The sequence below is a fragment of the Enterovirga rhinocerotis genome, assembly GCF_004363955.1.
Lineage (GTDB): Bacteria > Pseudomonadota > Alphaproteobacteria > Rhizobiales > Beijerinckiaceae > Enterovirga > Enterovirga rhinocerotis.
In genome coordinates this window covers 1,298,145-1,323,539 of sequence record NZ_SNZR01000011.1, presented here as the reverse complement: position 1 = coordinate 1,323,539, position 25,395 = coordinate 1,298,145, and the positions used below count along the sequence as shown (strand labels likewise).

Genomic DNA, 25,395 nt, shown 5'->3' with positions numbered 1-25,395 from the left:
AGCGACGAGGCGCCCGCCAGAGCATGGTGCGGGGAAGCGGGCGGGCGCCGGTTTAGCGCGCCCTACCCCCGCTTGATCGCTTCCAGGATCCTCTGGCACTCCTGCAACTCGCCGAGGACGGATCTCAGCCGCCCGGTCTGCTCCTCCGAGAGAGCCGGGGCCGGCTCCAGGTACGGGCGGAGGAAGGCCGGAGGCGGCTCGGGGCGATAGGGCGGCATCTCGTCCTCGACCGCGACATCCGCCGGCCCAAGCGGCAGGCCGTGCTGCGCCGGCGCCTCGGGCTCGAACTCGTCGGCATCGTCGGGCTCCGGACGCGCGGCCGGAAGTGCCCCGCCCCGTCCGACCGACTGGACCGCCCGCGGACCGTCCTCCTTGAGGATGCGCTGCACGCCCTTGATCGTGTAGCCGTGCCCGTACAGTAGTTCACGGATCCCGCGCAGCAGGTCCACGTCGTCGGGCCGATAATAGCGGCGCCCGCCGCCTCGCTTCAGCGGCCGGATCGAGGAGAAGCGCGTTTCCCAAAAGCGCAGCACGTGCTGCGGGATGTCGAGGTCCTCGGCGACCTCGCTGATGGTGCGGAAGGCATCCGGCGCCTTGTTCATCGGAAGCGCAAGCGCCCTCAATTGTCGGAATCGGGCTCGGAATCGCCGTTGATCCGCGCTTTCAGGACGTTCGACGGCTTGAACACGAGCACGCGCCGCGGCTCGATCGGCACCTCAACACCCGTCTTGGGGTTTCGGCCGATGCGCTGACCCTTGTTCCGAACGACGAACGATCCGAACGAGGACAGCTTGACGGATTCGCCGCGTGCCAGCCCATCGCAGATCTCGTCCAGCACACGTTCGACAAGAGCGGCCGATTCCGTCCTCGAAAGCCCCAGCTTCTGATAAACGGCTTCGCTCAAATCGGCCCGCGTGACCGTGCGCCCCGCCATGCCCGGCCCCCCTTTTCGATCGGATAGCGATCGTACGCCCGCGAAGCCTGGAGAGCTATTCGGTCGCTTCCGGGTGGTCAACCCTAACCGATTGCGACCTCAGTCGGATTGCTCCTCGCCCACTACCAGCGGACGAGCGCGCTGCCCCAGGTGAAGCCACCGCCGATGGCTTCCAGCATGACGAGATCGCCTTCCTTGAGCCGGCCGTCGCGCTTGGCGGCGTCAAGCGCGAGCGGGATGGAGGCGGCCGACGTGTTGCCGTGCCGGTCGACCGTGATCACGACCTTCTCGCGCGCGATGCCGAGCTTGTCGGCGGAGGCCTCGATGATCCGCCGGTTCGCCTGATGCGGAACGAACCAGTCGAGATCGTCGGGTCCGACACCCGCCTCCTCGAAGGCATCGGTGACGACGTCGATCACCTTGCTGACCGCGAATTTGAAGACGTCCTGACCCTGCATGCGCAGGTGCCCCGTGGTCTTCGTCGAGCCCGGCCCGCCATCGACATACAGCTTCTCGCGATGGCGGCCATCCGACCGGAGCTTCGTCGTGAGGACACCCCTTCCCCGTGGGCCGGGCTCCTCGTCGTCCGAAGCCTCGAGTACGATCGCGCCGGCACCGTCGCCGAACAGGACGCAGGTTCCCCGGTCGGTCCAGTCGATGATCCGCGAAAAGGTCTCGGCTCCGATGACTAGGGCACGCTTGTGCGACCCCGATTGGAGGAACTTGTCGGCCGTCGAGACGCCGTACACGAAGCCCGTGCAGACGGCCTGGATATCGAACGCCGCGCCGTGCTCCATGCCGATCCCCATCTGGATCTGGGTCGCGGTCGCGGGGAAGGTGAAGTCCGGAGTCGAGGTCGCGCAGACGATCAGGTCGATGTCGTTGCCCTCGAGCCCCGCATCGGCGAGCGCCGCCTGCGCAGCCTTGAGGCCAAGGAACGAGGTCGTCTCCTCAGGGCCGGCGATCCGCCGCTCGCGGATGCCGGTGCGTTGGACGATCCAGGGATCGGACGTCTCGACGATCTCCTCGAGGTCCCGGTTCGCCACGATCCGTTCGGGCAGATAGGAGCCGCAGCCGCGTACGATGGAGCGTCGTGTCTTGTGTGCCTGGTCTGACAAGGTCGGTCTCACGAATTCACTACGACCGAGGTCTCGTCGAGCATATCCCGGATCGTCTGCATCAGATGGTGCTGAGCCATGTCCCGCGCCATGTCCACGGCGCTCGCAAAGCCGATGGCATCGGTTCCGCCATGGCTTTTCACGACGATGCCTTCGAGGCCGAGGAACACCCCGCCATTGACCTTGCGCGGATCGAGCTTGTCGCGAAGAGCGTTGAAGGCTTGGCGCGCGAACAGGTAGCCGATCTTCGCCATCAGCGTCCGGTTCATCGCAGCGCGCAGATACTCGGCGATCTGCCTGGCGGTCCCCTCGGCCGTCTTGAGGGCGATATTGCCCGTGAATCCCTCCGTCACGACCACGTCGACCGTCCCGCGACCGAGATCGTCGCCCTCGACGAAGCCGTGATAGGCGAGGCCGGGAATCTCCTGCTCGCGCAGGATCCGGCTGGCCTCCCGCACGATCTCGACGCCCTTCACCTCCTCGGTGCCGACGTTGAGAAGCCCGACCGACGCCTTGTCGAGATCGAAGACGATCCTGGCCATCGCGGCGCCCATCACCGCCATGTCGACGAGGTGGGCGGCGTCCGCCCCGATCGTCGCGCCGACGTCGAGCACCACGGATTCCCCGCGCGTCGTCGGCCAGATCGCGGCGATGGCTGGCCGCTCGATCCCCGTCATCGTCTTGAGGCAAACCTTGGACATCGCCATCAGCGCGCCCGTGTTGCCGGCCGAGACGCAGGCATCGGCCTCGCCGTCGCGGACGGCCTGGATCGCCATCCACATCGAGGACTTCCAACGGCCGCTCCGCAGGGCCTGGCTGGGCTTCTCGTCCATCGCGACGGTGAGCTCGGCGTGGCGGATGTCCGTGGCCGCTGCGAGCGCCGGATGCTGCGCCACGAGCGGTTTCAGAACCGACTCGTTGCCGACCATCAGGAAGCGCAACCCGGGATGCCGTTCGAGTGCAAGCGCCGCACCGGGGACTGTGACACTCGGACCGGCATCGCCGCCCATGGCGTCGAGCGAGATGCGGACCTGATTGGTCATGCGGAAAACGGAACCCTGTTCTGGTGAGCCGAAGGAGCCGGATCCTTCACGCGAGCCTCTTTAATGGAATGGCTCTCAACGGTCATCCTGCTTCGGGCGAAGCTCGGCCAAGCGCGAGAAGGGACCCTCGGCGACGGGCTCGTCCGGCGTGTCGAAAGCCGCTCCCGGCCGACGTGGATAGGGATCGAGCCCCAGTGCCAGGAATTCGGCCGTGATTCGCCCCAGATCGATATGCTCTCCGACGAGTTCGTCGGGAAGGTCCTCGTCGGCCGACAATTCGACCTCGGCCGCATCCTCGCGCTTCCGGCGCGGGTCCGGCGTCGCGAAAGCGATCTCGACCTCTTCGTCGATCTCCACGGGAAACGGTTCGAGCGTCACGACGCAGATCTGCTCGATCGACGCCCGCAGGCGACCCGTCACCTCAACGCGATCGGAACGCCCCGTGAGCCGATAGCGGGCCTCGAGCCGGTGAATGGCCGGAAGATCGAGGTCGACGGCCAGCGCCTGATTCTCCGCCGCCGTCGCCTCGACGGGCGCCTCGACCCCACCCGGCGTGACGCGATGGAGCGGGAAGGGCCGCGACAGCGGCCCGAACGCGTTGTCGGTCACGACATACCCCCGGACAAGGACGGAACGGAAAAGTCGACGCTCTTCAGCAGCCCATCGAGATCGCGGCTCGCGAGCGTGGTCTCCGACGCGAGGCAATATTCCGCGAGCCCGGCATACGTCGCCGCCTCGCCGCCGAGGCGCTTCGCCAGTTCGGCGGCCAACGACGCCGGATCGCGGGCCTCGAGCGCAGCCTCGTACTTTGCCGTCCGATCGTAGAAGGCGCGGCCGAGCTTCTTCATCCGCTTCGGGACGCCCATGTCTCCGACGCCCGATTCGCGAAGGGCGATCTCGAGATGGGCGAACACCGTATCGACGAGGTCCTGGGCCATGTCGCCGGCCGGCGCGGGGAGGTTCCGCAGCCGCCGCAGGACCAGCATCACGTGCAGCACCAACGATTCGAACCGGCCTTCGATGGTGTCCGGAAAGCCGCCATCGCCGAAGAGCCGCGGATCGCGCGACGCGTCGACCACGGCGGCATGAAAGCGATCGACCACCCTCTCCCGGGATGACCGCCGCAGGAAACTCAACATCCGCAATGCCCTCCGGCGACCGAGGCCGGCCGCCTTGTCAAAGCCATAAGGCGCCGCTACGGCACCTCGCTCGTCCGAACAAGGCTCTAGGCCGACTTCAAGAGGATCTCGATGTCGCAAGGCTTCCCTTCGTTCGCCCGACTGGCCGCTGCGGCGCTCATCGGCCTATCCGTCAGCGGGTGCATGATCGGCGAGGATCTCCACAGAGGCTACGTCATCGACGAGCGCGCCGTCGCCCAGGTCAAGCCTGGAACGAGCGCCGAGGACGTCCTGCGGATTCTCGGCACTCCCTCCACGGTGTCCACGGTCGGCAACAGGAGCTGGTACTACATCAGCCAGACCGCAACCCGTCGGCTGCAATTCATGGGCGAGAGCGTCACCGACCAGCGCGTCATGGCGGTGTATTTCAATCAGGGCATGCGCGTAGAGCGCGTCGCTCTCTACGGCCTGCAGGACGGCGTCGTGTTCGACTTCATCTCGCGCAAGACCGAATCGGGCGGCCAGGAGGCGAACTTCGTCGCTCAGCTCTTCCGAGGCCTCGGAAAGTGGAACTGACTTTCGCGGATTGCGGCCCGATTGCCGAATAGGCCGGTCGGGCCGCCCGCGGCTCGGGTGGGGCGGCAACGCCGCCGCCGTCACCAACGAAAAAGCCCGCCGGGTCGGACCCGGCGGGCTTTTTTGGTTTCGGCGCCGACCGCCTCAGCTGTGGGCCAGGATGGCCAGGAGCAGCAAGGCGATGATGTTCGTGATCTTGATGGCGGGGTTCACCGCCGGACCAGCCGTGTCCTTATAGGGATCGCCGACGGTATCGCCCGTGACGGACGCCTTGTGGGCTTCCGAGCCCTTCAGATGCCGCACGCCGTCCTTGTCGACGAAGCCGTCCTCGAAGGACTTCTTGGCGTTGTCCCAGGCGCCGCCGCCCGAGGTCATCGAGATCGCGACGAAGATGCCCGTGACGATGACGCCCAGCAGCATCGCGCCCACCGCCGCGAAGGCCTGGTTCCGGCCGGCGATGGCGTTGATCACGAAGAAGATCACGACCGGCGCGAGGACGGGCAGGAGCGAGGGGATCACCATCTGCTTGATCGCGGACCGCGTCAGCATGTCGACGGCACGCCCGTAATCGGGACGATCGGTGCCCTCCATGATGCCCGGCTTCTCGCGGAACTGCCGGCGGACCTCCTCGACGACCGAGCCCGCCGCCTTCCCGACCGCGGTCATGCTCATGCCGCCGAACAGGAAGGGGATGAGGCCGCCCAGGAGAAGGCCGACGACGACGTAGGGGTTCGAGAGCGAGAAATCGACCGTCACACCCTTGAAGTACTGGAAGGAGGTCGATCCGGCCTTGTTGGCCTCGGCGATGAAGAAGTTCAGGTCCGAGGTATAGGCCGCGAACAGGACGAGCGCGCCGAGACCGGCCGAGCCGATCGCGTAACCCTTCGTCACCGCCTTCGTGGTGTTGCCGACCGCGTCCAGCGCGTCGGTCGACTTGCGCACGTCCGCAGGCATGCCGGCCATTTCCGCGATCCCGCCCGCGTTGTCGGTGACGGGTCCGAAGGCGTCGAGTGCAACGACGACGCCGGCGAGCGCGAGCATGGCGGTCGTCGCGATGGCGATGCCGAACAGGCCGGCGAGGCCGTAGGAGACGATGATGCCGGCGACGATCACGATCGTCGGCAGCGCCGTCGATTCCAAGGAGACCGCGAGGCCCTGGATGACGTTGGTTCCGTGGCCCGTCACGGAAGCCTGGGCGATCGACACCACGGGCCGCTTGCCCGTGCCTGTGTAGTACTCGGTGATGACCACGATGAGGGCGGTCACCGCGAGGCCCGCGAGGGCGCAGCCGAAGAGCTGGCCCGAGGTGAAGGTCACGCCCTGGACGGTCGTGAAGCTCTGACTGAACCCGCCGAACACGAGGAGGTTCACGATGGCGATCGCGGCGATGGACAGCACGCCCGCAGCGATGAAGCCCTTGTAGAGGGCGCCCATGATCGAGCCGTTCTGGCCGAGCTTCACGGCGAAGGTGCCGATGATCGAGGTGACGATACAGGCCGCGCCGATGGCGAGCGGATAGATCATCATCGTCTCGAGCCAGGGCGAGCCGGCGAAGAAGATCGCCGCGAGCACCATCGTCGCGACGATCGTCACCGCGTAGGTCTCGAAGAGGTCGGCGGCCATGCCGGCGCAGTCGCCGACATTGTCGCCCACATTGTCGGCGATGGTCGCGGGGTTGCGCGGATCATCCTCGGGGATGCCGGCTTCGACCTTGCCCACGAGGTCCGCGCCGACATCGGCGCCCTTCGTGAAGATGCCGCCGCCGAGGCGGGCGAAGATCGAGATCAGCGAGGCGCCGAAACCGAGAGCCACGAGCGAGTCGATGACGACCCGGCTCGACGGCGCGTGGCCGAGGCCACGGGTCAGGACCGCGTAGTAGATCGTCACACCGAGGAGGGCGAGGCCTGCGACGAGCATCCCGGTCACGGCGCCCGATTTGAAGGCGACGTCGAGACCATCGGCGAGCGACTTGGCAGCGGCCTGGGCCGTCCGCACGTTCGCCCTCACCGACACGTTCATGCCGATGAAGCCGGCGACGCCCGAGAGGATGGCACCGACGGCGAAGCCGAGTGCCACGAGCATGCCGAGGAGCCACCATAACAGGGCGAACAGCACCACCCCGACCACGCCGATCGTCAGGTACTGGCGCTTCAGATAGGCCTGCGCCCCTTCCGCCACCGCACTTGCGATCTCGCGCATCCGGGCCGTCCCGGCGTCGCGCTTCATGACGTCGTTGATGGCCCAAAGACCGTAGGCGATCGACAGAGCGCCCCCGAAAATAATGAGGAGGAGTGCGGTCATCACATACCCTTGGCTGGCGGGATGAGCGTGGACGCGTCGAACCTCGGGCCGTGTGCATTGCCACACACGGTCGCGGCCCGTTTCACGGTGCTCGCGGGATGTCCGGAAAACCTGCCAAACTTTTGCTCGTTTCGCAATTGCGCCGTCGCGCGTTCGCGCAGCTATGCTCAGCTAGGACGAAGGCGTCCGGACCGGTCGGGCAGCATCAGGGCCACGAGTGCGACGGCGACGAACGGGAAAACCAGCCAGTTCACCATCGCCCAGCCCCCGGTCATCTGCAGGGTGCCTGAGGCGAAGGACGCGATGGCGACCGTGCCGAAGACGAGAAAGTCGTTTGCGGCCTGGACCTTGGCGCGCTCCTCCGGCTCGTAGCAATCGGTCACGAGCGACGTCGCGCCGATGAAGCCGAGATTCCAGCCCAGGCCGACGAGGATGAGCGCAGCCCAGAAATGCGCCACGTCACGGCCCATCAAACCGACCACCGCGGAGGCAGCGATCAGGAGCAGCCCGACGACGGTGATCTGCACCTTGCCGAAACGGGCGATCAGCCTGCCGGTCAGGAGGCTCGGCCCGAACATCGCCAGGATGTGCCACTGGATGCCGAGCGTCGCCGAACTCACAGACAGCCCGCATTCCATCACCATCGCCAGAGGGGCGGCGGTCATCACGAAGCTCATCAGACCGTAGCTCACGAGCCCGGCGATGACCGACAGCACGAAACGACGCTGCCGCACGATCTGCATCAGAGGGCGGCCCCGCCGCGTGGCGGTCGCTTGCACCGGTGCAGGCCGGCGGGAGCGAAGCTGCGAGATCACGAGGATCGAGATGAGCGCCAGGGCCGCCTGGCCGAGAAATCCGCCGGCGAAAGGGGCTTCGGGGATGAGGTCGCTTGTCCAGATGACTGTTTGCGGCCCGATGATTCCGGCCAGGATGCCTCCCGTCATCACCCACGAGATGGCGCGGGGCCGATCGGCCGGGGAGGCATCGTCGGCAGCCGCGAACCGGTAGCTCTGCACATAGGACGAATAGAGGCCGGCCATGAGCGTGCCGAGGCAGAAGATTAGGAACGAACCGACCGAGATCCCGGTCGCAGCCACTGCACCCGCGAGCACCCCGACGGCACCGCCGATCAGGTATCCGCCCCGGCGCCCGAGACGGTTCATCAGATATGCCGCGGGCAGCGTCCCCAGAGCGATCCCGAACTGGAGCATGCTGACGGGAAGGGTCGCATAGGTCTGATCGGGCGCGAGGCGCGCGCCCACCAGGCCGCCGAGCGCGACGACGATCGAGGGATTCGCCCCACCGAGCGCCTGGGCCACCGCGAGGACGGCGGCCTGATGACGCCAGCTCGAAGGTCCTCCTGTCGCGGACGGAGGCGTGGTCGTGGCCATCTCGAACCTACCGGAAGTGCTGGTAGGACGTCTGGCCGAGTCGATGCTCGAGGCCGCCGTCCCGAAACGTGATCGCGCTATCACCGTCCATCACGCGCCCGATCACCGTGATCGGAATACCGGCCTCAGCCGAGCGCTGCCGCATCGCCGGGAGTCCCGTCTCGGGCAGCGTGAAGAGAATCTCGTAATCGTCGCCGCCGGCAACGAGGCGGTCGCGGAATTCCGGCGCCTGTGCGAGGACGGCCGCCGCGGCTCCCGACCAAGGCACGCGATCGAGATCGATCACGCCCCCGACGCCGCTGGCCCGAAGCATCTTCGAGACATCGCCCGCAAGGCCGTCCGACACGTCCATCGCTGCGTTTGCGAGATCGCGGAGTGCTTCAGCCAGGCCGCCGCGCGGCTGCGGCTCGCGATAACGATCGATGAGGAACCCGGCATCGCGTGTCGCGAGGCCGCTCCGCCATACAGGCTGCTCGCTTCCGAGAAGGGCGAGCCCCAGCACCGCGTCGCCGATGCTCCCGGTCACGCAGATGAGATCGCCGGGACGGGCCGTCGTCCTTCTCACCATCCGACCGGCGGGAACCTCCCCGAGCGCCGTGATCGACAGCGTCAGCGGCCCCGCCGCACGGACCGTATCCCCCCCGAGGAGCGCACAGCCCGCGGATGACGAGATCGCTCCGAGCCCCTCGCAGAAGGCCGCCAGCCACTCTTCCGTCCAGCTATCCGGCAGGGCGAGCGCGAGGAGAAAGCCGACCGGCGTCGCTCCCTTGGCGGCGAGATCGGACAGATTCACGCCGAGCGCCTTGACGCCGATGCTCCGGGGCGGGTCGTCCGGCAGGAAGTGAACACCGGCGACCAGAGCATCCGCGGTCAGGACGAGGTCGTGACCGGGTGTCGGCGCGTATTCGGCAGCGTCGTCGCGAAGACCCAGCCCGCCCTTCCCGGCGAGCGGCGCGAAATGGCGCGCGATCAGATCGTCCTCGGACGCGCGCGCCATCGCCGCTAGCCGCGCGTTCTGCTCGGCCGCGAACGACCCGGCCGATCGCCCAACTCGCCCGGGCGAACCTCGCGCGCGATCGCATCGAGAACGCCGTTCACCAGACCCGGCTCGTCCTCACCGTAGAACCCGTGCGCCACATCAACGTATTCCGATATGACGACCTTGGCCGGCACATCCTTGAGGAAGGCGAGTTCGTAGGCTCCCGCGCGGAGGATCGCCCGCAGGACCGCCTCGACGCGCGTCAGCGGCCAGCCGGCGGACAGGGCACGATCTACGAGCGGGTCGATCGCGCGCTGCTGCTCGACGACGCCGGCGAGGAGGGCGCGGAAGAACGAATTCTCCGCTTGCTTGAACTCGACGCCTTCGACCTCACGGCCGATCCAGAACGCCTCGAACTCGGCCATGGCATCCATGACCCCCTTCCCCGAGACGTCCATCTGGTAGAGCGCCTGGACGGCGGCGAGACGCGCCGCGCTCCGCTCGGCCGGCTTAGCCACGGCCCGCCTCCCCGATGAGTCGGACGGCGTGCAGGATCGACAGGGCAGCCTCGGCAGCGCCCCCGCCCTTGTTCATATCGGCCACGCGCGCACGCGCCCAGGCCTGGGCTTCGTTCTCGACCGTGAGGATGCCGTTGCCGATCGGGAAGCGCTTGGCGATCGACAGATCCATCAGGCCCCGGGAGCTTTCGCCCGCAACGATGTCATAATGGCCGGTCTCGCCGCGGATCACGCAGCCGAGCGCGACAGCGAGCGCGTAGGGCCGGCCGGCCGCTTCGGCGGCATCGATGCCCATCGCGATCGTGGTCGGAATCTCAAGAGCGCCATCGACGGTGAGAACATCGAACGGGACGTCGGCCGCGCTCAACGCCCCCTTGGCGCCCGAGAGCAGCTCATCGGCGATCTCCTCGTAGTAACGAGCCTCGACGATGAGTGCGCGCGTCCCCGTCGGAAGTCCCGCCCGCGGGCGCGCTGTTTTGAGTATTGCGACCATCGTGAGGTTTAAGCCCGAACGCCCATCTTGCGGCCCTGCGGCCGTGCTGCTGCCACGAAGAGGCATCGACCTGTTCTTGTCGACGCAACAACTCCGAGAGAGCGGGTCAGTACCGAGCGGAGCAGGGCTTCGCAAGGCGGCGGCCACGCAGGCCAGCCATGGCTCGGCATCGACCGGTCCGAGCGATCACGTCCCTTCGGGCGAAACGGACCTCACCCGCGCGGCGCTTCGGCGAGGCGCGCGGCGTAGCGCGCCATCAGATCGACCTCCAGATTGACCGCGTCGCCCACATCCCGCTCGGCCCAGGTCGTCACGGACAAGGTGTGCGGGATGATGAGGACCGAGAACTCGGCGCCCGCGACCTCGTTTACCGTCAGCGAGGTCCCATCGAGCGCGACCGATCCCTTCTCGGCGATGAACCGCGCAAGAGAAGCGGGTGCCTCCAGGCGGTACCGAACCGTCCTGCCCCATTCGCTGCCCGTCACCTCTTCGCGTGCCCTGATCGTGGCGACGCCGTCGACATGGCCGGTCACGAGGTGGCCGCCGAGTTCGTCACCCATCTTCAGCGAGCGCTCGAGATTGAGCCGGGTGCCTTCACTCCACCTGCCCGCCGTCGTCCGCGCGATCGTCTCGGCCCCGACATCGACCTCGAACCATGCCCCGCTTTCGCTGGGGCCGGACGCCGTCACGGTCAGACACGGTCCGCCGCATGCGATGGACGCGCCAAGCGCAATGGTCGCGGGATCATACCCGGACACGATGCGAAACCGACGCAGACGCTCCTCACCCTCCAGGAGAGAGACCGTTCCGATATCGCTCACAAGGCCGGTGAACATGGACGCCTTTCGAAATGCTCGACCAGATCCTGCTCGATGCGCCAGCTTTCCACGAAGCGGAAGTCGCGGTCGAGCGATGAGCGCAGGTTCGGGCCGATCGCCGGGCGGCCGGGCTGCCCGAGGGGAACGGACGCGGTGCCGATATAGAGGTCGTCGATCAGTCCGTCCCTTGCCATCGCGTCCGCGAGGGTCGGTCCGCCCTCACTGAAGACCCGCGTGAGGCCCCGCGCGCCGAGCAGCGCCATCGCGGCGCGAAGATCGAGCCGCCCCCCCGAATCGAGAGGGCTCCGGATGACGTCGAGCCCTTCCGCGACGAGAACACGCTCCGCCGCTTGATCAGCGTCCTCCCCACACACGACCCATGTCCGAAGGGTTCCGGCGGTCGCGACGAGACGGGATGAGAGCGGCAGCCGCAACTGGGTGTCGAACACGACCCGAAGCGGCGACCGATCCGCGAGACCCGGCAGCCGGACGTCGAGTCGTGGGTCGTCGGCCAGGATCGTATCGACGCCGACGAGGATCGCATCCGCATGGGCGCGCACCAGATGCACGGCATGCCCGGCCCCTTCGCCAGAGATCATCAGGCGGTCCTCGCCGGGAAGCCGAGCAGCATAGCCGTCGGAGGTGCGGGCGAGTTTCAACGTGACAGCCGGGCGGCCCTCGCGGATTCGGGTGAAGTGGCCGCGATGAGCCCGCAGGGCCTCGTCCACCATGACCCCCCTCGTCAGCGCGATTCCGGCCGCCGCGATCCGCGCATGGCCACGCCCCGCCACGCGGGGGTCGGGATCGTCCATCGAGACCACGACCCGGCCGATCCCGGCTGCGACGATCGCATCGGCACAGGGCGGTGTGCGGCCGTGATGGGCGCAGGGCTCCAGCGAGACGTACAGGGTCGCGCCTCGCGCGAGGTCCCCTGCCTGACCGATGGCGACGGCCTCGGCGTGGGGGCGCCCGCCCGGCTGCGTCGCGGCCTCGGCGAGGATGCGGTTCGTCGCCGGATCGACCAGGACCGCGCCGACGGATGGATTCGGCCAGGTGCGCCCGTTGTTGCGGCGACCGAGGGCGATCGCGAGCCCCATGAGCCGCCGGTCGGCTGGGCTGACCTCGTCCCGGCTCACGTCCCGGGCTCCACGAGCGAATGGAGAAGCTCCGCGAAATCGCGCGGGGTCCGGAAGTCCTTGTAGACGCTCGCGAAGCGCACATAGGCGACGTGGTCGAGCCCCTTCAGGGCCTCCATGACCAGGTCGCCGATGGTCTCGCTCGCGATCTCGGCCTCGCCGGAGCTTTCGAGCTGTCGGACGAGGCCGTTGATGAGCCGCTCGACCCGCTCGGGTTCGACCGCGCGCTTCCTCAGCGCCACCTCGATCGAGCGGCCGAGCTTGTCGCGGTCGAACAGCACCTTGCGGCCGGATCGCTTGACGACGGTCAGTTCGCGCAGCTGGACCCGCTCGAAGGTGGTGAACCGCCCGCTGCAATCCGGGCATGAGCGCCGCCGGCGGACGGCCACGCCGTCCTCGGAGGTTCTCGTCTCACGCACTTGGGTGTCAGGGTTGCCGCAGAAGGGGCAGCGCATGGCCGGGTCCGTGTCGCATGCGGCGGGACGCTCGCCCGCCGCCTGTCACCGATAGATGGGAAAGCGCCGCGTCATCTCGCCGACCTTCTGCGCGACCGCGGCCTCGACGGCGCCGTTGCCGCCCTCCCCGTTCGCCTTCAGTCCGTCGAGCACCTCGACGATCAGTTCGCCGACCGCCTTGAATTCCGCGACGCCGAACCCACGTGAGGTTGCGGCCGGCGTCCCCAGCCTGATACCCGACGTTACCATGGGCTTTTCAGGATCATAGGGGATTCCGTTCTTATTGCAGGTGAGGTGCGCACAACCTAGAGTTGCTTCGGCGGCTTTGCCTGTCAGGCCCTTCGGGCGGAGGTCGACGAGCATGAGGTGGTTGTCGGTGCCGCCCGCCACGATGGCGAGGCCGCCGGCGCGCAGCGTCTCGGCGAGCGCCTTCGCGTTCTCGACCACGGCCTGGGCGTAGAGCTTGAAATCCGGCCGCAGGGCCTCGCCGAAGGACACGGCCTTCGCGGCGATGACGTGCATGAGCGGCCCGCCCTGCAGCCCCGGGAAGACGGCCGAGTTGAACTTCTTCGCGAGCGCCTCGTCGTTCGTGAGGATCATGCCGCCGCGCGGCCCGCGCAGCGTCTTGTGCGTCGTCGTCGTGGCGACATGGGCGTGCGGGAACGGCGAGGGATGCGCCCCGCCGGCCACGAGGCCCGCGAAATGGGCGATGTCGACCATGAAATAGGCGCCGACCTCGTCGCAGATCGCCCGGAAGCGCTCGAAATCCCAGTGCCGTGAATAGGCCGAGCCGCCGGCGACGATCACCTTCGGCTTGTGCTCCTTCGCGAGGCGCTCGACCTCGTCCATGTCGACGAGACCCGTCTCGCGGTCGACCATGTAGGAGACGACGTTGAACCACTTGCCCGACATGTTGGCGCGGGCGCCGTGCGTCAGGTGCCCGCCGCAGGCGAGGTCGAGCCCCATGAAGGTGTCGCCCGGCTGCATGAGGGCCATGAACACGGCCTGGTTGGCCTGGGAGCCCGAATTCGGCTGGACGTTCGCGAAGCCGCAATCGAACAGGCGGCAGGCGCGCTCGATGGCGAGGCTCTCGGCGATGTCGACGAACTGGCAGCCGCCGTAATAGCGCCGGCCCGGATAGCCCTCGGCATATTTGTTGGTCATCACCGAGCCCTGCGCCTCGAGCACGGCGCGGGAGACGATGTTCTCGGACGCGATCAGCTCGATCTCGTCGCGCTGGCGACCGAGCTCGGCCTCGATCGACGCGGCGATCTCGGGATCGGCCTCCGCCAGCGAGGCGGCGAAGAAGGAATTGGACAGGCGATAGCTTTCGGCGGCGCTCATGACGACCCCATCGAACCGGCCACGCAACAGCGGAGCTGCTTCACGACGACCGGCGATCTGCGAATGCGCGGCGCTTTAGCATGGGGGTGGAGCGGTGGGTAGGGCGTCGGGATCGGCTCTAGCGTCGCCGTTTCGCGGGTCGCGGAAGGGAGCGAGCCGTTCGAGCCAGATGCGTCGCCAGGGCTCGCACCGCCGGGGGCAGGCGTCGATTGCCGCGCACGCAGACCTTGTTGCACGCCATCCGCAACTGTCTTTCGGCCATCGGGATGGCGACGAGCCGGCCGTCGGCGACGTCCTGCTGGGTTGCGAACTTCGTCAGGACGCTGATGCCGAGCCCGGCGCGCGCGAAGGCCCGCAGGGACGCGATCGAATTCGTGACGAATGCCGGGCGGAGCTTGATGCCGCTTTCGTCGGCGACATCGTCGATCAGATGACGGATGCCGAACATCCGATCCGGAAGCGCGAACCGAGCCTGAGAGAGCTCGGCGAGACTGGCCGATAGCCGCCCGGCGAAACGATCCTCCGGATGGGCCGCGACGACGATCGGATCGGCGATCTCCGCCATCGATACGAGATTGCGGTGATCCGGCGGATTGAACGCGACCGCCACGTCCGCCTCGTCGTCCAGCAGGCGCTGCACGAGTTGATCGGAGCTCGCGATCATCACTTCGAGGGTCACTTCCGGGTAGGCGGCCGAGAACTCCGCCAGAGCCGGGTAGAGGAAATCATCGATCATCCCCTCGACGGCCCAGGCCCTCACATGGCCGCGCCGGATGCCGTTCAAGTCCTCGATGGCAAGCTGGGCGCCCTGAACCGAGGCCAGGATCGCCCGTGCCGCCTCGAGAACGGCGCCGCCGGACGGCGTGATCCTCATCCCGCGCGCCTGACGCTCGAACAGCTCGGCTCCGTACTCAACCTCCAAGGCAGCGATCTGCCGACTGACGACGGAGGGCGCGACGCGCAGAGCGTCGGCGGCTTCCCGGATCGACCCGAGATCGGCCACGGCAGCGAAGTATCGATAGCGCGTCAAGGACATCGAGGCCATCCGGACGACAAGCAAGTCACATTCCGTTGCCGATTTGGCAACGATCCTTTGTGTCCGAAGATATGGCTCGTGCCGGATCGACCCGCTTACGGTGTCGACAGACGTTCAGCTTAGGGCTTCCTCAGCGAGGGCAGATGTATTCGACACGCGTGAGCCAGGATCGCAGCTTCCGCTTCATCCCGGCGGTTTTCCAGTACTCCGGAGGTGTCGCGGCCGAACCGGGTTTCCGGCTCGAGAGAGCCCGACTGCTTCGCCCGGTCGCGCTCGAACAGGGCTTCGGGGTGATCGAACGCCATCTCGCGGCGCAAGGCCGGGAGGCCACCGCCTTCTGTGCCTGCGAGTTGCGCTCTCCGGAAGCCTTCACGGAGGCCGGTTTCGAGGCCTTCAATCGCGTCTATGCGGCGCAGCTTCAGAAATGGGGCGTCTTCCAGGACGAGACGAACCCGGTCGCTCGAACCAATGTCTGCCCCGAGATCGGCAAGCCCGAGGGCGTCTCGCTCCACGCGTTCACATACACCGTGCCGGACACGGCCACGCGTCCGGGCTTCGTCGTCGCGGGAAGCGGTGAGGCCCCCGAGGGCGGCGCCGGCTATGCCGCGGGCGCGGTTCGGCCGGGCGACGTCTCTCCCTCGGGAATGCGGGAGAAGGCGGAGTGGGTGATGGGCGAGATGCACCGCCGTCTCTCGGCCCTCGGCCACGGATGGGGCGATGTCACGGGCGCCCACGTCTACACCGTCCACGATATCCATCCGCTCCTGTCGGACGTTCTGGCGGACCTCGTCACCGGCCCGGCCGACGTGACGTGGGAGTTCGCTCGCCCGCCCCTCGCCGTGCTCGACTACGAGATGGATATGAGGGGTCTCGCGCGGGAGATCGTGATCGATCCCGCCGCCTGAACCAGAGACCAAGCCTCGACGGAGCAGCGTTGCCCGCAGGGCAATGCCTGCCCGGCGGAGGTGGATGAGTTGCGAACACGCTCGACAATGTCCAGCAAACAGCATTGAAGGATCGGTAGGATGCTAGATCGACGGAGTCTGCTCCTTGGGGCTTTGGCAGCCCCCACGGCTGTGCTCGCACAACCGGGCTGGAAGCCGAGCAGACCCGTCAGGCAGATCATCCCCTTCGCCGCCGGAACGTCCATGGACCCGATCGCGCGGGCGGTTCAGGCGAGCCTGGAGAGTTCCCTCGGCCAACCCTTGATCGTCGAGAACATCGCCGGCGCCGCGACGGTGATCGCCGGTAACGAGGTCCTGAAGTCGCCGGCCGACGGCCAGACGATGTTCATGATCGCCAACAGCTTCGCGGCCAACGTCACGCTGCGGCCCGGACGGACCGGCACATGGCCACGCGCCTTTGCGCCGCTGGTCCAGATCGCCATCGTGCCCCACGTCCTGGTCACGCCGCCCGACGGTCCGAAGACCTGGGAGGAGTTCGTCCAGCGGCTGAAGGACAAGGGGCGCCAGATGACCTTTGGCAGCCCGGGCATCGGAACCTCGCCTCACCTTGGAAGCGAGCATCTCGTCCGGCTGGTCGGCGGGGCGGCCGTTCACGCACCCTATAACGGCACCTCCCAGCTGCTGCTCGATCTGACGTCCGGGCGGATCGATTTCGCGCTCAGCAACCTGCCGGACATCATCCAGTTCGTCGCCGAGAAGCGGCTGAACGCGATCGCCGTCTCCGCTGCTCAACGGGCGCCGGAACTGCCCAATGTGCAGACCTTCGCGGAAGTCGGCGTCCCCGAGGTGCTCTCGGATAGCTGGTTCGGGATCGTCGTCCGGAGAGACGTGCCGCAGCCCGTGCGGGACACGCTCGAAAAGGCTTGGCTCGACGCTCTCGCGCGCCCCGACGTGCGCAAGCTTCTTGGGGATCTCGGCTACACCATCCTCGCCAGGCCGGGGGCGGAATTCGAGAAGGTGATCGATCGCTACATCGCGACGTATGCGACCATCATCAAGGAAGCCGACATCACCGTGCAGCAGTGATGCGCCTGCGATGACGATCCGGAACCTCAGGCGGGTTCCACGAGGAGGCTCCGGCGACACGTCGGACGACTGGCCGGCGCGCGGCAGCGCCGGCAACGGACGCGGATGCTGACCTCGCCGGATCCGGACGCTGGTCGACCGACCGGGCACGGCTGGAACGGGCACCGAAGGCGCCAGCCTCGGTGCGCCTTCGGGCTGCTTCGATGCGCTCGCCATGACGACGTGGGGCTTGATTTCAGCGGTCTCGGTATTTATTCCTATCGTCATGACGGACGATGCGCCATCCCTTTCGCTTGTTCATCCCGCGGATCCTAGGCGACCTTTCGCCGAGGCTCAGGCCCGCACCCTCGTCGAAGAGACCACCCTCCCCCTGCGCGTGATCGCGGCGCGGGTCGGCATTCCCCGCTCCACCCTCTCGAAACTCAAGACGCGGCACGGGTGGCGGCGTCCCCTCCCCGCTCGGATGACGCTCGAAGGGCGGCGTGGCGGAGGGCATCCGATCGTGCCGGACGTGGTGGCCGAGGCACGGGCGCTGCTGGAGGGGACGGGGCCGGACGGCAAGCAGTTGACGTTCAAGGAGATCGCGGCGCGGACGGGGGTGTCGACCGCGACGCTGTGCCGGTGGCGCAAGCGGCACCGGTGGCAGCGGCCGGAGGCCGGACGTCAGCCGGAGGGCGCGCGGCCCGCGCGGTATCGGCGCGGGCGCGGATTGCCCTACGCGGCGGATGCGGTCGGCGCCGTGCGCCGGCTCGTGACGACGACGCTCCTGCCGCAGGCGGCGATCGCGCGGCAGGTCGGCGTCTCGCAGGCCCAGGTCTCGGTCTGGATGCACCGCCACGGCTGGTCGCGGCCGCCGGAACGGCCGGGCTCGACGCGCTTCGCCGCGGCGCGGCGTGGCGGCGCGCTCCAGACGGAGGGCGACCGGCGCGGGCGGCCCTATGCGCCCGAGGCGCGGCGCGAGGCGCGGCAGCTCTGGGAACTGACGCGGCTGCCGACCTCGCTGATCGGGGCGCGGGTCGGCGCGCATCGCGTGACGGTGGCCCGCTGGGCCAAGGAGGAAGGCTGGGAGCGGCCGCCTGGGCGGGCCGGAAGGAAGCAGCTCCGCGGCCTTTTCGGGATGCTGAAGGGCAGCGGGGGATAGGCGCGCCCGCGCCGTGCCTCGGCCCTCTCTCCGCGCTACATCGGAGCCGCTTGAATGTAGGCTTCCATTGCCCTACTCCGACCGCAATGGCCTCGAGGGTGCTTCAACGCATCTGTCTGAGCCGCCTCATGTTTACGTCGGAACCGTGATGAGCCTCTACCAGGACTATCTGACCGAGATCGAAAGCCGGAAGACGCAAGGGCTCGCTCCCAAGCCAATCGACGACGGCGCGCTCGTCGGCGAGATCATCGAGCTGATCCGGGATGCCGGGAGCGAATACCGGCCCGACGCCCTCAAGTTCTTCATCTACAACACGCTTCCGGGCACGACGAGCGCCGCGGGCATCAAGGCGGCCTTCCTGAAGCAGATCGTCCTCGGCGAGAGCGTCGTTCCGGAGATCACCCCGGCCTTCGCGCTCGAGCTTCTGTCGCACATGAAGGGCGGCCCCTCGGTCCGCGTGCTGCTCGACATCGCCCTCGGCGCCGATGCCGCGCTCGCGGCGCAGGCCGGCGACGTCCTCAAGACGCAGGTCTTCCTCTACGACGCCGACATGTTCCGGCTGCGCGACGCCTTCGCGGCCGGCAACGCGGTCGCGAAGGACGTGCTCGAGAGCTACGCCAAGGCCGAGTTCTTCACCAAGCTTCCCGACGTCGAGGACGAGATCAAGGTCGTGACCTTCGTCGCCGCCGAAGGCGACATCTCGACGGACCTCCTCTCGCCCGGCAACCAGGCGCATTCGCGCTCGGACCGCGAGCTGCACGGCCAGTGCATGATCTCGCCGCAGGCCCAGCAGGAGATCGTCGCGCTGCAGCAGCAGCATCCCGACAAGCGCGTCATGATGATCGCCGAGAAGGGCACGATGGGCGTCGGCTCCTCGCGCATGTCGGGCGTCAACAACGTCGCGCTCTGGACCGGCAAGCCGGCGAGCCCCTACGTGCCCTTCGTCAATTACGCGCCGATCGTCGCGGGCACGAACGGCATCTCGCCGATCTTCGCGACCACGGTCGACGTGACCGGCGGCATCGGGCTGAACCTCAAGAACTGGGTGAAGAAGCTCGACGAGGACGGCAAGCCGATCCTCAACAACGACGGCAACGCCGTCCTCGAACAGAAATACTCGGTCGAGACCGGGACGGTCCTCAGGATCGACGCCAAGGCGAAGAAGCTCCGCAGCGAGACCGGCGAGGAGCTGGTCGACATCGCAGCCGCCTTCACGCCCCAGAAGATGGAGTTCATGAAGGCGGGCTCCTCCTACGCCATCGTCTTCGGCAAGAAGCTCCAGACCTTCGCCGCGCAGACGCTCGGCGTCGAGCCGACCCCCGTCTTCGCGCCGAACAAGGAGATCGCGATCGAGGGCCAGGGCCTCACGGCGGTCGAGAAGATCTTCAACCGCAACGCGGTAGGCGTGACGCCCGGCAAGGTGCTGCATGCGGGCTCGGACGTCCGCGTGAAGGTCAATATCGTCGGCTCGCAGGACACGACCGGCCTCATGACCGCGCAGGAGCTCGAGGCGATGGCGGCGACCGTCATCTCGCCGCTGGTCGACGGCGCCTACCAGTCGGGCTGCCACACGGCCTCGGTCTGGGACAAGAAGGCCCAGGCGAACATCCCGAAGCTGATGAGCTTCATGAACACGTTCGGCCTGATCACGGCGCGCGACCCGAAGGGCGTCTATCACGCGATGACGGACGTCATCCACAAGGTGCTGAACGACATCACCGTGGACGATTGGGCCATCATCATCGGCGGCGACAGCCACACCCGCATGTCGAAGGGCGTCGCCTTCGGCGCGGATTCCGGCACGGTAGCCCTGGCGCTGGCGACGGGCGAGGCGACGATGCCGATCCCGCAATCGGTCAAGGTGACGTTCAAGGGCGCGATGAAGCCCTACATGGACTTCCGCGACGTCGTGCACGCCACGCAGGCGCAGATGCTCAAGCAATGCGGCGACAACGTCTTCCAGGGCCGCATCATCGAGGTGCATCTCGGCACCCTGCTCGCCGACCAGGCCTTCACCTTCACCGACTGGACGGCCGAGATGAAGGCCAAGGCGTCGATCTGCATCTCGCAGGACGACACGCTGATCTCGTCGCTCGAGATCGCGAAGTCGCGCATCCAGATCATGATCGACAAGGGCATGGAGAATGCCGCCGGCACGCTGCGCGGCCTGATCGCCAAGGCCGACCAGCGCATCGCCGAGATCCGCTCGGGCGAGAAGCCCGCGCTCGCGCCCGACGCCAACGCGAAGTACTTCGCCGAGGTCGAGGTCGATCTCGACGTGATCGACGAGCCGATGATCGCCGATCCCGACGTCAACAACGCGGACGTCTCGAAGCGCTACACCCACGACACGATCCGCCCGGTCTCCTACTACCGCGGCGAGAAGAAGGTCGATCTCGGCTTCGTCGGCTCCTGCATGGTGCACAAGGGCGACATGAAGATCGTCGCCCAGATGCTCAAGAACATCGAGAAGACCGAGGGCAAGGTCGAGTTCAAGGCGCCGCTGGTGGTCGCCGCGCCGACCTACAACATCATCGACGAGCTCAAGGCCGAGGGCGACTGGGAGATCCTCCAGCGCTATTCGGGCTTCGAGTTCGACGACCTGAAGCCGAAGAGCGCGGCGCGGACCGAATACGAGAACATCCTCTATCTCGAGCGGCCCGGCTGCAACCTGTGCATGGGCAACCAGGAGAAGGCCGAGAAGGGCGACACCGTCCTCGCGACCTCGACCCGCCTGTTCCAGGGACGCGTCGTCGAGGACACCGCCGAGAAGAAGGGCGAGTCGCTGCTGGCCTCGACCCCCGTCGTCGTGCTCTCCGCGATCCTCGGGCGCACGCCGAGCGTCGAGGAATACCGGGCCGCCGTCGACGGGATCGACCTGACGAAGTTCGCCCCGCCGAAATCGGCCCAGCTCGGCATGTCCCTCCACTACTGAGGACGCCCCTTCGCGGCGGAGGCGACCGCACGGCCGATGGGCGCCGGTGGCAGCTCGGTCGGCGATGCGGCACCGCGGCGCTCCGCGTGGCGGCTGTGCCCCGGATCGGCGGAGCTAAGTTTTAACGCTTTCGGGAACACGCTTTGCCGGCGTGGCAGCCATGCTGCCGCCTCGCCGGCGTGCCGTGTCAGGTTCTGCGCGCGCCGTAGGTCGTCGGAAGGAGTCTCCGGGGCGTAGGGGACGTGGCGGGGTCTCGGCTCGGCCACCGAAAGGCGGATCATGAGCGAGTTCGACGCCGCGCCTGATTCAACGTCGACGATCCGGGCCGGCGAGCTTTGGCTCGGGCGGCAGGCGAGTGTGGATTGGCGCTCGTCCGGGCTGCCGGATTTCGACGATTGGGACCAGGCCATCGCCGTCGTGGCGCGGCTGGTCTCGTGCTCCTCCGCCCCGATGGCCTTGATGATGGGGCCGCGCGGCGTCCTGTTCGCGAACGAGGCCGCCCAGAACCTGTTCGCCGAGAATGCCGGACCGGTGAACGGCCGCTCGGTCCTCGACCTGCTGCCGGATATCGCGCCCTTCTACGCCGCCGTCCTGGAACAGGCGCGGCGCGGCACGTCGCTCAGCTTCCAGAAGCGGCCGATCAGGCTCGCGAGGCGGGGGCAGGAGCGCACGCATTGGTTCAACCTCGACTTCACGCCGGTCTGCGACCGAGACGGCGGGGTTGCGGCGGTCCTCGGCACGGCGAGCAACGTCACCACGCTCGTCGGTCGCATCCGCGAATTGTCCGAATCCGAGCAGCGCCTCCAGCTCGCACTCGAGGGCTCGGGCATGGTCGGCATCTGGACGCTCGACGTCCCCACCCGGACCAGCACGGCGGATGCCCAGGTCGCACGCATGTACGGCCTGCCGGTCGAGGCCTGCGCGGAGGGGGTCGATGTCGGCCGGTTCCTCGGCGCCATCCATCCCGACGACCAGGGACGGGTCAGGGCGGCCCTCGCCGAGGCCATCGCGTCGGGCGTGCCCTATCGCAGCCGGTACCGGCTTCTCGACGACAGCGGCGAACTTCGCTGGGTCATCACGTCCGCCAAGCCGGTCCTTGCCGAGGACGGGACTGTCGGCCGCCTCCTCGGCGTCGTGGTCGAGGTGACGGGCCAGATGGAGACCGCCTCGGCCCTCGCCGAAAGCCGGTTCCAGTTCCAGACGCTGACCGAGGCCCTCCCGCAGATCGTCTGGAGCTGCGACGCCGAAGGCCGGCACGATTATTTCTCGGCGCGCTGGAGCGAGTTCACCGGCATCGAGCCCGCGGACATCGTCGAGGAGACCTGGAAGGAGCTCGTCGATCCGGACCACTGGGAGGTGGTGTCCGCAGTCTGGTCCAATGCGCTCGAAACCGGCGAGTCCTACGACATCGACTATCGCTTCCGCCATTCCTCGGGGGAATATCGCTGGCTGCGCGTCATGGCGCTCCCCATCCGCGATGAAGACGGAACGATCACGCGCTGGTTCGGCACGAGCACCGACGTCCACGACGCCTACCTCCTCGCGGAGGAGCGCGAGGCGCTGGCGCAGGAGTTCGAGCGGATCGCGACCGAGGACCAGCTGACGGGAGCGCTGACCCGGCGCGCCTTCCTGGAACGGGCGAACCGGAGCCTGGCGCCGGGCGCTCGGACGAAGGGAAGCTTCGGCCTCCTGATGCTCGACATCGATCACTTCAAGTCGATCAACGACGGCTACGGACATCCGGTCGGCGACAAGGTCCTGGCGGCGATCGCGGGGCGGATCGGCAAGGCCGTCAGGAACCAGGATTTCATCGGCCGCCTCGGAGGCGAGGAATTCGCGGTCTTCCTGCCGCATTGCGCGCGGGCACAAGCATCGCGGATCGCCGAACGTATCCGCCGGACGGTCGAGGAACACCCCGTCGCGCTGGAGGACGGCCGACGCATCCCCATCACCCTCAGCATCGGCGCGACCTGCGCGCCCCTCGGCGCGGCCCCGCTCGAGGATCTGATGTCGGCCGCCGACCGGGCGCTCTACGAAGCGAAGGCGGGCGGCCGGAACCGCACGCTGTTCTCCGGCGCGTGAGGGCAGGCCGGCCGGGGCAATCGTCCCCGCCATTCCGGCCGAGCTTAGCCTTTGGTCGAAGAAGACGGTCCCTTGCCTTCGGGCGGAGAACCACGTCTACTTTGAAGTAACCTTGCGAATGGCGGGTTGAGACGGCCGATCAACGGTCGTCCGACGGAGGATGACGCTTTGGCCGAAGCCGCGATGCCGGCTTCGCTTGCGAACGATCTCCCGACCCGGCCCGGCCGGCAACGGGAGACGTTCCCGGCGAAGCGCCAGCAGCTCGTCGGGAGGCGCTGAGATGCGGCTCGCCGGCCGCGATCCGATCCTCGAGGTCGAGCGTGTCGAGCTGCGCTTCGGTGGCGTCAAGGCGCTCTCCCAGGTCTCGTTCTCGGTTCCCGAGGGATCGATCACGGCCGTGATCGGGCCGAACGGCGCCGGCAAGACCTCCCTCTTCAACACCATCTCGGGCTTCTACCGCCCGCAGGCCGGCACCATTCGCTTCGCGGGCGAGACCCTCGACGGTGTCGCCGCCCCGGAACGCGCCGCCCGCGGCCTCGCGCGCACCTTCCAGAACATCGCCCTGTTCCGCGGCATGACGGTGCTCGACAACATCAAGCTCGGCCGCCACGCCCATATGCGGACCAACCTCCTCGACGCGCTCGTCTATTGGGGCCGCGCCCGGCGCGAGGAGATGGAGCTGCGGGCGGAGGTCGAGGAGCGCATCATCGACTTCCTCGAGATCCAGCACATCCGGCACGCGGCGGTCGGCACGCTCGCCTACGGGCTCCAGAAGCGGGTCGAACTCGCGCGCGCCCTCGCGATGCGGCCGCGCATTCTCATGCTCGACGAGCCCGTCGCGGGGATGAACCGCGAGGAGACGGAGGACATGGCCCGCTTCATCCTCGACGTGAAGGAGGAATGGGGCACGACGATCCTGATGGTCGAGCACGACATGGGCATGGTGATGGACATCTCGGACCATGTCGTCGTGCTGAATTTCGGCCAGGTCATCGCCTCGGGCGAGCCCCGGGCCGTGCAGTCGGACGAGGCCGTGATCGCGGCCTATCTCGGCGCGGGCGACGTCGGCGAGATCGCCCGGCGCATCCGCGCGGATGCCGCCTGATGGACGCCCTCTTCCTGGCCGAGGTGATGCTCGCCGGGATCGGATCGGGCGCGCTCTACGCCCTGACGGGCGTGGCCTTCGTCCTGATCTACAAGGCGACGCGGGTGGTGAACCTCGCCATCGGCGAGATCCTGATGCTCGGCGGCTATGCCTTCCTCGGCTTCGCGGCGGGGCTCGGCCTTCCGGCCATCGCCGCCCTCGTCCTCGCCGTCGTCACGGGAGGGCTGCTCGGCTGGCTGGTCGAGCGGAGCCTCATCCGCCCGATGCTCGGCGAGAGCCCGATCTCGGTGTTCATGGTCACGATCGGGCTCGGCTCGATCCTCGTCGGGCTCGTGCAGCTCGGCTGGGGCGCCGATCCCCTCCGCCTGCCCGAATTCATGCCCGCGACGCCCGTCTTCATCGGCGATGCCTATCTCGCGCCGAAGGTCGCGGTCGGCTTCGTCGCCGCCGCTGTCGTCATCGCGGCCTTCCTCGCGCTGTTCCGCTTCTCGCGGAGTGGCGTCGCGCTGAAGGCGACGGCCGGGGACCAGGGCGCGGCCTATTCGGTCGGCATCGACGTGCCGCGCGTCTTCTCAGCGGCCTGGATCCTCGCCTGCGCCACGGCCGCCGGAGCCGGCGTCCTCGTCGGCGCCATCGGCGGCATCTCGCCGACCATGGGCGTGTTCGGCCTCTCGGTCCTCGTGGTCGTCATCATCGGCGGGCTCGATTCCATCGCCGGGGCGCTGGTGGGCGGCCTCCTCATCGGCCTCGTCGAGGCGCTCGCCGGCGCCTTCCTCGGCGGGGAGTACAAGCTGGTCGTGACCTTCACGCTCCTGCTCCTCCTCCTGATGGTGCGGCCCTACGGGCTCTTCGGCACGCACGAGATCGAGAGGCTCTGACCC

General features: G+C 67.9%; 24 protein-coding genes. 8 read left to right on the top strand and 16 right to left on the bottom strand.

Annotated elements, in window-relative coordinates; genetic code table 11:
• Nucleotides 1–62: 62 nt before the first annotated feature.
• The 6 genes from EV668_RS06850 to EV668_RS06825 form a co-directional block, all read right to left on the bottom strand.
• Nucleotides 63–602: a MerR family transcriptional regulator gene (locus tag EV668_RS06850; protein WP_133769044.1), complete on the bottom strand. Its 540-nt coding sequence runs from the start codon at nucleotides 600–602 to the stop codon at nucleotides 63–65.
• Between the two features lie 17 nt (nucleotides 603–619).
• Entirely contained in the window at nucleotides 620–934 is a 315-nt protein-coding gene (locus tag EV668_RS06845; RefSeq protein ID WP_133769043.1) for an integration host factor subunit alpha, read from the bottom strand.
• 122 nt (nucleotides 935–1,056) lie between these two features.
• Entirely contained in the window at nucleotides 1,057–2,052 is a 996-nt protein-coding gene (locus EV668_RS06840; protein WP_245512902.1) for a beta-ketoacyl-ACP synthase III, read from the bottom strand.
• An 8-nt stretch (nucleotides 2,053–2,060) separates the two neighbouring features.
• Nucleotides 2,061–3,095 (bottom strand): phosphate acyltransferase PlsX, encoded by a 1,035-nt coding sequence (gene plsX / locus EV668_RS06835; protein ID WP_133769042.1) that lies wholly within the window; start codon nucleotides 3,093–3,095, stop codon nucleotides 2,061–2,063.
• Nucleotides 3,096–3,170: 75 nt separating this feature from the next.
• Nucleotides 3,171–3,704, bottom strand: a complete 534-nt coding sequence (locus tag EV668_RS06830; RefSeq protein ID WP_133769041.1) for a YceD family protein — start codon at nucleotides 3,702–3,704, stop codon at nucleotides 3,171–3,173.
• Nucleotides 3,701–4,198, bottom strand: coding sequence for a ubiquinol-cytochrome C chaperone family protein (locus EV668_RS06825; protein WP_245512900.1), 498 nt, complete (start codon nucleotides 4,196–4,198; stop codon nucleotides 3,701–3,703). Before EV668_RS06825 ends, EV668_RS06830 begins: the two co-directional genes overlap by 4 nt.
• Before the next feature lie 147 nt (nucleotides 4,199–4,345).
• On the opposite strand from EV668_RS06825, the gene EV668_RS06820 reads away from it, so the two are divergent.
• The gene (locus EV668_RS06820; protein ID WP_133769039.1) at nucleotides 4,346–4,789 is read left to right on the top strand and encodes an outer membrane protein assembly factor BamE; all 444 of its coding nucleotides are present in this window, start codon (nucleotides 4,346–4,348) and stop codon (nucleotides 4,787–4,789) included.
• 144 nt (nucleotides 4,790–4,933) lie between these two features.
• On the opposite strand, the gene EV668_RS06815 is transcribed toward EV668_RS06820, so the two are convergent.
• The 10 genes from EV668_RS06815 to EV668_RS06770 form a co-directional block, all read right to left on the bottom strand.
• On the bottom strand, nucleotides 4,934–7,090 hold the full coding sequence (locus tag EV668_RS06815) for a sodium-translocating pyrophosphatase (protein WP_133769038.1): 2,157 nt from the start codon (nucleotides 7,088–7,090) through the stop codon (nucleotides 4,934–4,936).
• A 167-nt stretch (nucleotides 7,091–7,257) separates the two neighbouring features.
• The gene (locus tag EV668_RS06810) at nucleotides 7,258–8,481 is read right to left on the bottom strand and encodes an MFS transporter (protein WP_133769037.1); all 1,224 of its coding nucleotides are present in this window, start codon (nucleotides 8,479–8,481) and stop codon (nucleotides 7,258–7,260) included.
• Between the two features lie 7 nt (nucleotides 8,482–8,488).
• Nucleotides 8,489–9,478, bottom strand: coding sequence for a thiamine-phosphate kinase (gene thiL / locus EV668_RS06805; protein ID WP_133769036.1), 990 nt, complete (start codon nucleotides 9,476–9,478; stop codon nucleotides 8,489–8,491).
• Between the two features lie 5 nt (nucleotides 9,479–9,483).
• Complete coding sequence (nusB, locus tag EV668_RS06800) at nucleotides 9,484–9,978, bottom strand: transcription antitermination factor NusB (RefSeq protein WP_133769035.1); 495 nt, start codon at nucleotides 9,976–9,978, stop codon at nucleotides 9,484–9,486.
• Nucleotides 9,971–10,471: a 6,7-dimethyl-8-ribityllumazine synthase gene (gene ribH, locus EV668_RS06795; RefSeq protein ID WP_133770023.1), complete on the bottom strand. Its 501-nt coding sequence runs from the start codon at nucleotides 10,469–10,471 to the stop codon at nucleotides 9,971–9,973. Before ribH ends, nusB begins: the two co-directional genes overlap by 8 nt.
• Before the next feature lie 212 nt (nucleotides 10,472–10,683).
• Nucleotides 10,684–11,307, bottom strand: a complete 624-nt coding sequence (locus EV668_RS06790) for a riboflavin synthase (protein WP_133769034.1) — start codon at nucleotides 11,305–11,307, stop codon at nucleotides 10,684–10,686.
• Complete coding sequence (gene ribD / locus EV668_RS06785) at nucleotides 11,289–12,386, bottom strand: bifunctional diaminohydroxyphosphoribosylaminopyrimidine deaminase/5-amino-6-(5-phosphoribosylamino)uracil reductase RibD (protein ID WP_133770021.1); 1,098 nt, start codon at nucleotides 12,384–12,386, stop codon at nucleotides 11,289–11,291. The genes EV668_RS06790 and ribD overlap by 19 nt, the downstream gene beginning before the upstream one ends.
• Before the next feature lie 35 nt (nucleotides 12,387–12,421).
• Nucleotides 12,422–12,880, bottom strand: coding sequence for a transcriptional regulator NrdR (gene nrdR / locus EV668_RS06780; RefSeq protein WP_133769033.1), 459 nt, complete (start codon nucleotides 12,878–12,880; stop codon nucleotides 12,422–12,424).
• Nucleotides 12,881–12,925: 45 nt separating this feature from the next.
• Nucleotides 12,926–14,224 (bottom strand): serine hydroxymethyltransferase, encoded by a 1,299-nt coding sequence (glyA, locus tag EV668_RS06775; protein WP_133769032.1) that lies wholly within the window; start codon nucleotides 14,222–14,224, stop codon nucleotides 12,926–12,928.
• Between the two features lie 118 nt (nucleotides 14,225–14,342).
• Nucleotides 14,343–15,260, bottom strand: coding sequence for a LysR family transcriptional regulator (locus tag EV668_RS06770; RefSeq protein WP_166652367.1), 918 nt, complete (start codon nucleotides 15,258–15,260; stop codon nucleotides 14,343–14,345).
• A gap of 143 nt (nucleotides 15,261–15,403) precedes the next feature.
• Between EV668_RS06770 and cnbZ the strand changes: the two genes are divergently transcribed.
• The 7 genes from cnbZ to EV668_RS06735 all read left to right on the top strand — a co-directional run bounded on the left by cnbZ (nucleotide 15,404) and on the right by EV668_RS06735 (nucleotide 25,392).
• Nucleotides 15,404–16,165 (top strand): 2-amino-5-chloromuconate deaminase CnbZ, encoded by a 762-nt coding sequence (cnbZ, locus tag EV668_RS06765; RefSeq protein WP_133769030.1) that lies wholly within the window; start codon nucleotides 15,404–15,406, stop codon nucleotides 16,163–16,165.
• A 243-nt stretch (nucleotides 16,166–16,408) separates the two neighbouring features.
• Nucleotides 16,409–17,251, top strand: a complete 843-nt coding sequence (locus EV668_RS06760; protein ID WP_166652366.1) for a Bug family tripartite tricarboxylate transporter substrate binding protein — start codon at nucleotides 16,409–16,411, stop codon at nucleotides 17,249–17,251.
• Between the two features lie 502 nt (nucleotides 17,252–17,753).
• On the top strand, nucleotides 17,754–18,392 hold the full coding sequence (locus EV668_RS06755; RefSeq protein ID WP_133769028.1) for a hypothetical protein: 639 nt from the start codon (nucleotides 17,754–17,756) through the stop codon (nucleotides 18,390–18,392).
• Nucleotides 18,393–18,540: 148 nt separating this feature from the next.
• On the top strand, nucleotides 18,541–21,327 hold the full coding sequence (locus EV668_RS06750) for a bifunctional aconitate hydratase 2/2-methylisocitrate dehydratase (protein WP_133769027.1): 2,787 nt from the start codon (nucleotides 18,541–18,543) through the stop codon (nucleotides 21,325–21,327).
• A 279-nt stretch (nucleotides 21,328–21,606) separates the two neighbouring features.
• On the top strand, nucleotides 21,607–23,409 hold the full coding sequence (locus EV668_RS06745; RefSeq protein ID WP_133769026.1) for a sensor domain-containing diguanylate cyclase: 1,803 nt from the start codon (nucleotides 21,607–21,609) through the stop codon (nucleotides 23,407–23,409).
• A gap of 280 nt (nucleotides 23,410–23,689) precedes the next feature.
• The gene (locus tag EV668_RS06740) at nucleotides 23,690–24,514 is read left to right on the top strand and encodes an ABC transporter ATP-binding protein (RefSeq protein ID WP_133769025.1); all 825 of its coding nucleotides are present in this window, start codon (nucleotides 23,690–23,692) and stop codon (nucleotides 24,512–24,514) included.
• The gene (locus tag EV668_RS06735) at nucleotides 24,514–25,392 is read left to right on the top strand and encodes a branched-chain amino acid ABC transporter permease (protein WP_133769024.1); all 879 of its coding nucleotides are present in this window, start codon (nucleotides 24,514–24,516) and stop codon (nucleotides 25,390–25,392) included. The genes EV668_RS06740 and EV668_RS06735 overlap by 1 nt, the downstream gene beginning before the upstream one ends.
• Nucleotides 25,393–25,395: the final 3 nt, after the last annotated feature.

Bases quoted from the DNA above. Each gene is read 5' to 3' on its own strand.
- nrdR (WP_133769033.1), bottom strand. From the start codon at position 12,880: ATGCGCTGCCCCTTCTGCGGCAACCCTGACACCCAAGTGCGTGAGACG.
- glyA (WP_133769032.1), bottom strand. From the start codon at position 14,224: ATGAGCGCCGCCGAAAGCTATCGCCTGTCCAATTCCTTCTTCGCCGCC.
- EV668_RS06740 (WP_133769025.1), top strand. From the start codon at position 23,690: ATGCGGCTCGCCGGCCGCGATCCGATCCTCGAGGTCGAGCGTGTCGAG.
- thiL (WP_133769036.1), bottom strand. From the start codon at position 9,478: ATGGCGCGCGCGTCCGAGGACGATCTGATCGCGCGCCATTTCGCGCCG.
- cnbZ (WP_133769030.1), top strand. From the start codon at position 15,404: ATGTATTCGACACGCGTGAGCCAGGATCGCAGCTTCCGCTTCATCCCG.
- EV668_RS06810 (WP_133769037.1), bottom strand. From the start codon at position 8,481: ATGGCCACGACCACGCCTCCGTCCGCGACAGGAGGACCTTCGAGCTGG.
- EV668_RS06735 (WP_133769024.1), top strand. From the start codon at position 24,514: ATGGACGCCCTCTTCCTGGCCGAGGTGATGCTCGCCGGGATCGGATCG.
- EV668_RS06845 (WP_133769043.1), bottom strand. From the start codon at position 934: ATGGCGGGGCGCACGGTCACGCGGGCCGATTTGAGCGAAGCCGTTTAT.
- EV668_RS06820 (WP_133769039.1), top strand. From the start codon at position 4,346: ATGTCGCAAGGCTTCCCTTCGTTCGCCCGACTGGCCGCTGCGGCGCTC.
- EV668_RS06770 (WP_166652367.1), bottom strand. From the start codon at position 15,260: ATGTCCTTGACGCGCTATCGATACTTCGCTGCCGTGGCCGATCTCGGG.
- EV668_RS06750 (WP_133769027.1), top strand. From the start codon at position 18,541: ATGAGCCTCTACCAGGACTATCTGACCGAGATCGAAAGCCGGAAGACG.
- ribD (WP_133770021.1), bottom strand. From the start codon at position 12,386: ATGGGGCTCGCGATCGCCCTCGGTCGCCGCAACAACGGGCGCACCTGG.
- EV668_RS06760 (WP_166652366.1), top strand. From the start codon at position 16,409: ATGGACCCGATCGCGCGGGCGGTTCAGGCGAGCCTGGAGAGTTCCCTC.
- EV668_RS06850 (WP_133769044.1), bottom strand. From the start codon at position 602: ATGAACAAGGCGCCGGATGCCTTCCGCACCATCAGCGAGGTCGCCGAG.
- ribH (WP_133770023.1), bottom strand. From the start codon at position 10,471: ATGGTCGCAATACTCAAAACAGCGCGCCCGCGGGCGGGACTTCCGACG.
- plsX (WP_133769042.1), bottom strand. From the start codon at position 3,095: ATGACCAATCAGGTCCGCATCTCGCTCGACGCCATGGGCGGCGATGCC.
- EV668_RS06790 (WP_133769034.1), bottom strand. From the start codon at position 11,307: ATGTTCACCGGCCTTGTGAGCGATATCGGAACGGTCTCTCTCCTGGAG.
- EV668_RS06745 (WP_133769026.1), top strand. From the start codon at position 21,607: ATGAGCGAGTTCGACGCCGCGCCTGATTCAACGTCGACGATCCGGGCC.
- EV668_RS06815 (WP_133769038.1), bottom strand. From the start codon at position 7,090: ATGACCGCACTCCTCCTCATTATTTTCGGGGGCGCTCTGTCGATCGCC.